Annotated in this window: 7 protein-coding genes, 1 tRNA gene and 1 pseudogene; 3 read left to right on the top strand and 6 right to left on the bottom strand. The window is 39.3% G+C overall.

Features of this window, described 5'->3' with window-relative positions:
• The first annotated feature begins 100 nt into the window (after nt 1-100).
• A complete protein-coding gene (locus ACKPQ5_RS09820; RefSeq protein ID WP_407678929.1) occupies nt 101-343 on the top strand; it encodes a hypothetical protein in 243 nt (80 codons plus the stop codon).
• A 64-nt stretch (nt 344-407) separates the two neighbouring features.
• Entirely contained in the window at nt 408-1,718 is a 1,311-nt protein-coding gene (locus ACKPQ5_RS09815; RefSeq protein ID WP_407678928.1) for a glucuronyl esterase domain-containing protein, read from the top strand.
• Nucleotides 1,719-1,877: 159 nt separating this feature from the next.
• Here ACKPQ5_RS09815 and ACKPQ5_RS09810 read toward each other — a convergent pair whose 3' ends face one another.
• Nucleotides 1,878-5,357 carry a hypothetical protein gene (locus ACKPQ5_RS09810; RefSeq protein ID WP_407678927.1) on the bottom strand — a complete coding sequence of 1,160 codons (3,480 nt, stop codon included), beginning with the start codon at nt 5,355-5,357 and terminating at the stop codon, nt 1,878-1,880.
• 244 nt (nt 5,358-5,601) lie between these two features.
• Between ACKPQ5_RS09810 and ACKPQ5_RS09805 the strand changes: the two genes are divergently transcribed.
• A tRNA-Ile gene (locus ACKPQ5_RS09805) sits at nt 5,602-5,678 on the top strand.
• Nucleotides 5,679-5,703: 25 nt separating this feature from the next.
• On the opposite strand, the gene ACKPQ5_RS09800 is transcribed toward ACKPQ5_RS09805, so the two are convergent.
• The 5 genes and pseudogenes from ACKPQ5_RS09800 to ACKPQ5_RS09780 form a co-directional block, all read right to left on the bottom strand.
• A complete protein-coding gene (locus tag ACKPQ5_RS09800; protein WP_407678926.1) occupies nt 5,704-6,381 on the bottom strand; it encodes a hypothetical protein in 678 nt (225 codons plus the stop codon).
• A 182-nt stretch (nt 6,382-6,563) separates the two neighbouring features.
• Entirely contained in the window at nt 6,564-6,977 is a 414-nt protein-coding gene (gene atpC / locus ACKPQ5_RS09795; RefSeq protein WP_407678925.1) for an ATP synthase F1 subunit epsilon, read from the bottom strand.
• 19 nt (nt 6,978-6,996) lie between these two features.
• Complete coding sequence (gene atpD, locus ACKPQ5_RS09790; RefSeq protein ID WP_407678924.1) at nt 6,997-8,433, bottom strand: F0F1 ATP synthase subunit beta; 1,437 nt, start codon at nt 8,431-8,433, stop codon at nt 6,997-6,999.
• Between the two features lie 21 nt (nt 8,434-8,454).
• Nucleotides 8,455-9,330 (bottom strand): ATP synthase F1 subunit gamma, encoded by an 876-nt coding sequence (atpG, locus tag ACKPQ5_RS09785; protein ID WP_407678923.1) that lies wholly within the window; start codon nt 9,328-9,330, stop codon nt 8,455-8,457.
• 23 nt (nt 9,331-9,353) lie between these two features.
• A pseudogene (locus tag ACKPQ5_RS09780) lies at nt 9,354-9,987 on the bottom strand (F0F1 ATP synthase subunit alpha); the annotation flags it as partial.

Raw genomic sequence — 9,987 nt, 5'->3', positions numbered from 1 at the left:
AAGGTCGATTTAACCGGGATGCGCGGTTTTGGCACAACCGAAAATAAGCACTCCTCTAGCTATCCTAGGGAAAGTGCGTTAACCGAGAGGAAAACGCTCAATGAAAATTAGTATACATAATGAAATCGAAGAATTAGCTCTTCGAATAGACGAAGATAACTTGAATCATCATCTTTGGAATAACAACGGAACATGGTGGATTCATTATACGGTTTACCCATCAGCGGTAACTGCAGAAAGAAAAAGGTATTCTCTTAAGACAAAAGATGTTACGACGGCTAGATTGCGAAGGGATCATCATTTTGATCAAATTTTAAATCGATTGCCTGAGTTGGCTGCATAGTAAAATTAATTCTCTCCTGTGAAATAACTCTTGCCAGAAAAGAATCAACAGTAAGTCTAAAAGTGTGAAGAGCAGATTTAGATTCAAGATTATACTTTGTCTTGCTTATTTATTATTATCTCAAAATCTTAGTCACGATTTAAAAAGTCAACCTAAGGGTTATAATTATGATGAATCTAAAGTTCCTGATTATGAATTACCCTTATTGCTTGAATCCGATTTAGGAAGAAAAATTTCTACCAAGGAAGAATGGATTTCTATTCGAAGACCTGAGATTCTTAATCACCTGGAAGAGGAAGTTTATGGAAAAAATGAAATTCCACTAGGTCCATTTAAAGTGAGAACAAAGTTGCTGGAATCAGGAGATTCTGAGTTTGGAATTCGTAAGCAATATAGTATTACATTTAGCAGAAGAGAAAATGAGCTTATATTGAATGTCCTCGTTTTTTTACCACCAAAAATAGAAAAGACTGTACCGGTATTCTTGGGTCTTAATTTTAGAGGTAATCATACTATCAGCAAAGATAATGAAGTTATTATCACTCAAGGATGGATCCGTCCGGGAAAAAGAGTAAAAAATAATAGATCGTTAGAAGAAGGACGAGGTATCGCATCGTCGCGATGGGATATAAAACAAATATTATCTAAAGGTTATGGATTAATTACAGCATATTATGGAGAAATAGACCCAGATTTTGACGATGGCTTTAAGAATGGTATCCATGGTTTGCTTAATCCAAACCGAAAACAACAGCCGAATAGTGGAGGCTCAATTGATGCATGGGCATGGGGATTGAGCCGAATCGTGGATTTTATTTCAATCGATGAACAATTCGACCATTCGCGAATCATCGTTATTGGCCACTCAAGGCTTGGAAAAGCAGCACTTTGGGCAGGAGCGAAGGATGAACGAATTTCAATGGTGATTTCAAATAATTCAGGTTGTGGAGGGGCTGCGATAAGTCGTCGTAAGTTTGGTGAAACTGTAAAGAGGATTAATGACTCTTTTCCCCATTGGTTTTGTCCGAATTATAAAAAATATAATGATCAAGAAGAAACTTGTATAGTTGATCAGCATTCACTCCTCAGTATGATCGCACCGCGTCCTTTGTATGTGGCATCAGCAACAGAGGATTTATGGGCTGACCCGATGGGTGAATTTTATTCTTTGCAGGCTACTGAACCTGTTTTCAGACTGTATGGATTTAAATTAAATTCTTCTTGGCATGAAAAATTGAATCGCAAATCAAGGGTGGAAAAATTTAAACAGGATCGAATGGGCTATCATATGAGAGATGGAAAGCATGATGTAACTTCCTATGACTGGAAGCGATACTTGGATTTTGCAAATCATAATTTTCCGAATGACCAGTAATCTCTTTGTATCAACAAACGCCTTAGAGTAGGGGATATTTTTTAAAATATACTAAATTTGCAACTTCAATAAAAAGCTGGGTATAGCATCGGAAGGAAATTGAACTTCTTTAACAAAGGTACTAATTGAGTTCAGAAATTTATTTAAATAAATTTAAAATCACTCACTAAATAAACTTGGATCAGTTCCTAAGCATCCAAAAATCCGATCAACGGCTGCTTTATTATCTGTCAATTCAGCTAGTGCATTGAGGGCAAACTCCTTTTTTTCCAGAATGGAAAGTCTTTTACAATTTTCCTTGTTCGCTTGATCTTTTATAAAATTATTCAAGTACTCAATTCTTGATTCCCAGTAATTTCGAGTAACTTGAATTCGAGTTTTTAAACGCTCATTATACCAGTCACTTTGAAGAATATTTGATGGTTCAAACAAATCCCTAAATTTTTTATCTGTTAGCTTGTTTCCTTCCCATTCTCCTTCAGTCATGATCGTGAGTAAAGCTTTCAGTGGGGGGCATGCTTTTTCAATGGAATTATCATTAAAATATCGTTGTGCTATGTTTTTCCCCGTTTCCAATAGATTTTTTATGCTATCGGCATATTGACCTTCATCCTGTAATTCCGGTTTAAGCATGTCTTCCGGCAAAACTGAAACTGGATCGGTAAATATTCTACCTAGAAATTCATGAGTAAATCTTCTAGTAATTCTATATCCAAGCTGGGATGTGGGCAGATTTTGACCCTGATAAGAAAAATCCGGGACTTTTTCTAAATAACCTTTAGCGATCATTTCTTGGGGATTACCTTCAAAATCTCGCAGCCTACTCCAAATTTCAGGAATCAAAAGACTAATGTCATGATTCACTTGGTATTTTGGCCCCACATATCCGGCAGATGTGACGAATGCACCTTGGCCCGTTGACGCATATGAAATTAGAGCGGCATTAAGATCATGTATGGGCAATAGAGCATTGAAAGGACTCTTCGTCATCGCTCCTTCAGAACCCGCTCCTGTGGTGGAAGGAGATTTACCGGTAACGCTTACAATATAATCCATAAAAAGTTCGGGTAACTCTAAGTAATGGATGGGAGCAAAACAGCATAGCGGCCTTATGTTGGCTTTCTTATCCGCGGGATTATTCCTTCTTCCTGGTAAAACTGCACGAACTGGGTAAAGTACCGAATTTTCAATTTTTATTCCTCTCTTTAATCTTGTACCAGCGGTGGCAAGATAAACCGATCGTGGATCAAATAAATCTGGTCTAGTTTGAAGATAGCGAGGATTCTTGGTGGGCTTTCCATCAACAATTCGAGGATTTGCGGAAGAAACAAAAGATACGTCTTCCTTAGGGCTTTCTGCCACTGATTCAATGAGTTCCCTAATTGGTTTTGTATAGTTTTCGAATGATAATGTATTACTGATTTGATCTTGTGCGTCTTTTTTTGAGAGGGGTTCGAAATTACTAATAAAGTTCCCGGGTCTTGCTATATCTTTTTCAGTTTGTTTATCAAAACCTCTGATAATCGCATCATCTGGTCTTTGGAATAATCTGTATTCACAATTATGAACAAACTTCGCAGACTCCTTAAAATTCCCATGTCCAATATTTTCAATGAGATTTGTGGGTGCCAATGTGGAAGCAGTGATATCATCTTCAGCTAAAATCTTATTAGCTGGGACAAAGTCTTTCCTTAAAGCGAATAATCTCCACGATCCTTTTTGATCAAAACCGATACGCAAATGCCGGGTAATTAATTTAGTACCGAGGTATCTTAATTCATTGGCGGGTTGTCCGTTGACTGAATCAACGCTGAATGCTTCTTCCCAATTTTCACCCCATTCAACTCGATGTCTCCTCTTTACGATCAAAATTAAATCTTTAACTCTTTGTGGAATAGATTCTAACCATTTATTAAAATCTTCCGTGTATAAAGATCGAGAGGGTGTAAGCAGTTTAATAACTGAGCCAAGTGAACGACGGGGGCTTAAAATTGGCCGATTTCGAAGATCATGTTTTTCGGGTTCTATAAACCGGTTTGAAAAATCCTTTTTAAAAAGTTCTTTCGTCATCGCCATATCTTTTTCCCAATCAGCAACATAGACTGGACCACTTACTATGGCATCGGTAATTGGCTTTGATATTTCAGACTTTCCTCCCCCTGAAACAGTACATGGCTTGTGGCATAAAAATCCTTCTCCTACCGTTCCAATTAATTTCCAGGGGCCATTATGTTCAGCCTTTTTCATTTCAACCTTGTAGCCAGATGGTAAAATATAGGCAAAGTCTGGTTGCATTCTTAAGCAGTAAGATTCCTTGCCCTCCCCTTCCCAATTAATGCTTTGTTCCCTCAGGCTGAAAACGGCATTTTCTGGAAGATAAATAATTGATTTGAAAGACGGGTCAACAAGATGGCCGTTCTGCAGGTCATTCATGGAGCATCCCATAACTGACAATGTGTCAGAAAACGTTTGTGGAGTGGGAGGTAAAATTTCGAGAGGATTGAATTCTTCTCCCAAGTCGTAGCTAGGAAAGACTACAGCACCTCCCGCATGTTCCTCTTCGCCAAGACCCGATAAATTGGCTGAAAAGCTTATTTGTGTTTTAACTTCCTTCTTACAATACCCGAAGTAGTTATCGGCAAGAATGGTTACTATCATTCCTGATGAATCTCGAAACGTAAGTTTGAAAGGATCGCCTCCGTTGTAGGCTTCATCTGGATCATCAAAATACATGCCGTCTCGAATTTGCCTGTCAGTAGCATCACACTTTTTGGGTAACTGGAGTAACTTCTTAGGTGTTCCGGCTAAATGGGGTGCCACGATTACACATCCTGTATGTCCGGTCCAGCCTTCAATATCCAAGCCCGCGTCATTTTCTGCTAAAAAAGGGTCACCTCCATTACCAAAGATACTTTCAACAAAGTCTAAGTTTGCAACACAACCCCCGGGAGCAAAAAATCTTACTTCCATAGACTTTTCACGAATAAATCCATCTACACTTGGGCAAACAACTGGACGTAAAAGAAGAGAAACCCAGCACTTGGCAGGATCAACTTCTTTTGAAGCAAAGGGAAAAACCATATCTTCCTCGGGTGGATTAAGTGCAATTCTGAGTAATTCTTTTGCCGCTTTTAATGGAACAACCTTTTTATCATCAGGGGCGGGAAGACCGACATCAGCGACATGAAAGACTCCGGACGTTGTCCTTCTATCTCGTGAAGGATTATGAAGAACACCTTGGGCAAGGCGATGAGATGAAATAATTGTAGACTGAAATGAGTTTTTATTAAGGGGAAGTGAAGTAATTCTCGCTAACCCATGGCGATCAAGTACAAATGATTCGGTCGGAATACTTGGTCTGTCTATACCGAGAAGGCGATCGAGGAAATCTTGGATTCGTTTATCAGTCGGACAAAGGTGGCCTTGAAGTAGTCTTACCTTCTCGCGATATTCTTTAATTAATGAACTACTTAACTGCAGTGCCGAGTTATTACTTTGATCGCCAACAGTTGGTAGGGCAAGGGTGGCGAGCTTGAGATTCGCATAATTAACCAGTTCTTTATATTCAACTGATTCTGGTGAGTAACTCGTGTCAATTCCGAGTGCTAATTGCATACTTTTAAGATCAACGAATTTCATAGATAACTGTATTTTATTAAAGTTGGATATCAATAAGAGCAGACAACATGCCGTAATTCTTGAAAGAGGTAAAGTAACTAAAATTTATACAATTCGTAACAAAAAATCTGATTGAAACCAATTAATGATTGATGGTATTGTAATATGAAACTGCCTCGAATCGTTTTCGCCTAGCTCGTAAACTTTTATTGTCTAATATAACATGCTTGAACAAATTTTTTGTATCTGTAGTGTTCGGGTTTGAGGGCCCTTAGCTCAGTTGGTTAGAGCATGCGACTCATAATCGCCAGGTCGTCGGTTCGAGCCCGACAGGGCCCACCATTCTTAACCGTTCAAAATGGAAGGTTTATTGAACCAGACTTGAATATGTGGGTAATGGAACATCCGTCCATTTGTCAGACCATTTGAAATATTCTGAAATTTCTAGAACATTAATTCTTTGTAAAATTTCTTTAATTCGTAAATTAGTTTTTAAAATCAAGTTTTTATATTCTTCTAAATTCTTTTGGTTTTCAATTTGGATATTGTTCACATTTGCTGAATATTCGGCCACTAGCTCGGCATGCTTTAGGCGAGGATCTACTTTTTCAGATTTTGTGACAGGCGGCGCGAAAATATCTATTTCTTCCTCTACTCCTTCAGGTGCATCCACTATTTCCTGAGTATCATCGTTCCCAGCAAGTGAAGTAATCTCCAATTCGGTAATTGGTTCTTCGGTAAACTCTAATGCGGGACTATCCAACTCGTTTTGGTCAAATTCGGGTATTGGGTCCGGCAAGGGAATTGGTGCAGGTTGTTGCAAATATTGCTCCTCGGGATTTGCAAATGCACAGGTGAAGCATCTCATCTCGAGATCAGATATCGGTTTCTCAGCAAGATATTTAACGCAAGATTGAGCAAAAGCCTTGAGTGCGTCCGTTGAATTGTAGGATGAAAAGTACTTTTCTAAAGGTAAATCCCCATCTAGGGTGTAGTTAACCTTGAACTCAATTAAATCAGGTTCGCGTTCTATATTTTTTCTCATTGGGCAATGATGATTTAAAGTAATTTGAATTGGGCACGGAATTACAAATTACTACCTTACTACTCAGTTGTACCTTGAATGAAATTGCAAGGAATTAAAGAAAAAAATATTTACTAACTGATAATCATGCCATAACAGGGCAGCTTTTATACATTTACTAATGCAAAAAGAAGAAACTAGTATTATCTAGATTTTTTTCGGGCAATTTTCTTTGCCATTTCAAAGCGGGCAGCGGCTTCGAGCAAATCAATTTGTGATTGGTCGAGGTTACTTTTCTTACCTTCCTCCAAGGCAATTTTTGCCCTGTTAGTAGCTTCTTCAATCGCAAGTTCGTCCTCGTTGGACACATCCACTGCTTGATCGACTATAATAGAGACCTTATTTCCGTATGATTCAACAAATCCTGAACCGATCGCCAAAATTTTCTCTTCACCGTTCCATTTAATTTTGATGTCACCCGCTATTACTCGATCAATGATCGGAATATGCTTTGGTAATAAATCGATCTTTCCATTAACTGTTGGTACCACTACATGTTCAACCTCTTCCGAAAAGGCGATTGAATCTGGAGTAACAATTTCTAGGATAACTGGCATCTTTTGAACTCGGTAATAATTAGGAATTTTCTTGGTTTATAACCCCGTCAATTCCGCCTTTCATGTAGAAATCATTTTCAGATACCTCATCCAAGTCGCCGTCTAGAATCATTTTAAATCCCTTGATAGTATCCTTTACGGAAACATATTGACCAGCAACCCCTGTGAAAACTTCAGCAACATGAAAGGGTTGGGATAAAAACTTTTGAATCTTCCTGGCACGAAAAACAGTTTGTTTTTGTTCGGGTGATAATTCGTCTAAGCCGAGGATTGCAATGATATCCTGTAAGTCCTTGTAAGACTGAAGTACTTCCTGAACTCCACGTGCGACTGCGAAGTGTTCCTCACCAACAATATCGGGCGAGAGTGCATTCGAGACGGATGAAAGAGGGTCTACCGCAGGATAGATCCCAAGTTCTGCGATTGAACGTTCTAAAACGATAGTGGAATCAAGGTGAGCAAATGTATTAGCAGGTGCTGGATCAGTAAGATCATCCGCAGGGACATAAACTGCCTGGAAAGAAGTAATAGAGCCCTTTTTGGTCGAAGTAATTCGTTCTTGTAGAATTCCCATTTCTTCGGAAAGTGTGGGTTGGTAACCAACAGCGGAGGGAGATCTTCCAAGAAGAGCAGAAACTTCTGAGCCTGCTTGTGAAAACCGGAAAATATTATCTACAAATAACAATACATCCTGCCCCATTTCATCTCGAAAGTATTCTGCCATTGTTAAACCGGATAGCGCTACACGCATCCGAGCTCCGGGAGGTTCATTCATCTGGCCATAAACCAAGGCTACTTTAGACTTTGATATGTCATCTTGATTAATAACTCCTGCTTCAGACATTTCTTGGTAGAGGTCATTACCTTCGCGCGATCTCTCCCCTACCCCGGCAAAAACCGAATATCCACCATGGGCTTTTGCGATATTATTAATAAGTTCCATAATAACAACGGTCTTACCAACGCCTGCACCACCGAAAGCACCTACTTTTCCTCCTTTAATGAACGGACAAATCAAGTCAATGACCTTGATTCCAGTTTCGAGGATGTTTGCCTCAGTGTCTTGGTCCATTAATTCTGGAGCAGCTCGGTGAATCGGGCGAGTTTCTTCATGCCCGCATGGTCCTTTGTTATCTACAGTATCTCCAACCACATTAAAAATACGCCCAAGAACTTTCTCTCCCACTGGAACGGAGATAGGAGCTCCTGTGTTAAGGACTTCAGTTCCCCGAACCAATCCTTCAGTAGATGACATAGCAACAGAACGAACTCGGTTACTACCCAAGTGCTGTTGGGTTTCGAGAACGAGCTTTTTGCCCTCTTCTAATCCTGGGACAGAATAAGTGACCTCAAGTGCATCATAAATTTTCGGAGTTGAACCCTCTGGGAATTCAGCATCCACAACAGCACCAATGACTTGAACAATTTTACCGAGATTTGAGTTTTCGATATCCATTTTATTATAAAGGTATAAGAGTTATTGAGAGAAGGAGGCAGCAGAAATTTCTAGAATTTCTTGTGTAATCGCAGCTTGTCTCGCTCGATTATATTGTAAAGTAAGATCGTCAATGAGAGAACCCGCATTATCAGTGGCACTCTTCATGGCAACCATCCGTGCACTGTGTTCAGACGCTTGTGATTCTAAAATAAGTTGAAAAATTTCTTGTTTGAGGTAGAGACTCGCTAATTCTGCTAATACTACATCTTTATTTTCAATTAAAATTTCTCTATTATCCTTTGGGTAGGGAGAAGAATCAGATTGAAAACGGCTGTGTAATTTTTCGACCATTGAATCCAAGTCGTTCAGGGGGAAAAGACGGATAAGCTCCGGTTCCTGCCTTAGTGTGTTGATGAAACTGGTGTAAACCACTTCTATCGTATCTATTCTACCTTCATCATAGCTTCGAAGCATAAATTCTACAATATTCCTGATGTCGGCAAAGGTGGGTTTGTCTGGTATCGAAAAATCAGCTAGTAAATCTCTTCTTGTTCGAGATAAATACTGAGAGGCTCTTTTTCCAATAGAAACAAATTTAGCTGAATTATCAATTTTAGAAAGTTCGCGAAAGAGATTACCATTTAGTCCGCCGCATAATCCTTTATCCGTGCTAACAACTAATATACCTCTGTGTTTGACTGGCCTTTCAATAAAATATGATTGCGTAACCTCTTCAAATTCATCCGCAATAGTGCCGATGATATCAGCGAGTAACATAGCATAGGGTCTGCCCGAACGAGCAGAATCCTGTGCCTTTTTCATCTTCGATGTGGCTACCATCTGCATCGCACGAGTAATTTGACGGGTGTTTTTAACCCCCTTAATTCTGATTCGAATGTCTCGAGTATTAGGCATTTACAAAAAAGGTGTTAAAAAATTTAGGATTGAGTGCGCTTCCAATCCTCCAACGCAGACCTAAGTTTTTCCTCGGTTTCTTTTTCCAGTTTTCCAGATTTATAAATTTCTTCACATGCCTCAGTACCTTGAGTGGAGAGGTATTCCTTTAAACTATTAACTGATGATGCTATATTCGAAACTTCGATTGAATCAAAGAAATCATTTTGAACAGCCCACATCACTGCCGTTTGAATTTCTACAGAAACAGGATTAAAGGCGGATTGCTTAAATAGTTCAACAATCCTAGCTCCACGATCGAGGCGGGCTTTTGTTGCTGCATCTAAATCTGATTCAAATTGAGAGAAAGCGGCCAATTCGCGAAATTGGGCAAGTTCTAGTTTAACTTTTCCGGACACCTTCTTGTAGGCTTTAATTTGTGCGGCAGAACCAACTCTGGATACAGAAAGCCCCACCGAAACTGCTGGTCTTATGCCTTTGTTAAAAAGATCGGTTTCGAGGAAAATTTGTCCATCTGTTATGGAAATTACATTGGTAGGGATATAACCGGATACATCGCCCATTTGAGTTTCGATAATGGGCAGTGCCGTAAGAGAACCATTTCCATTATCTTCGTTCAGTCTGGCGGAACGCTCTAATAATCTGGAATGAAGGTAA

Origin of the sequence: Candidatus Seribacter sulfatis (genome assembly GCF_964187635.1) — a bacterium.
Taxonomy (GTDB): domain Bacteria; phylum Verrucomicrobiota; class Verrucomicrobiia; order Opitutales; family Seribacteraceae; genus Seribacter; species Seribacter sulfatis.
The sequence above is the reverse complement of the archived record's forward strand: the minus strand, read 5'-3'. Positions and strand labels throughout refer to the sequence as shown.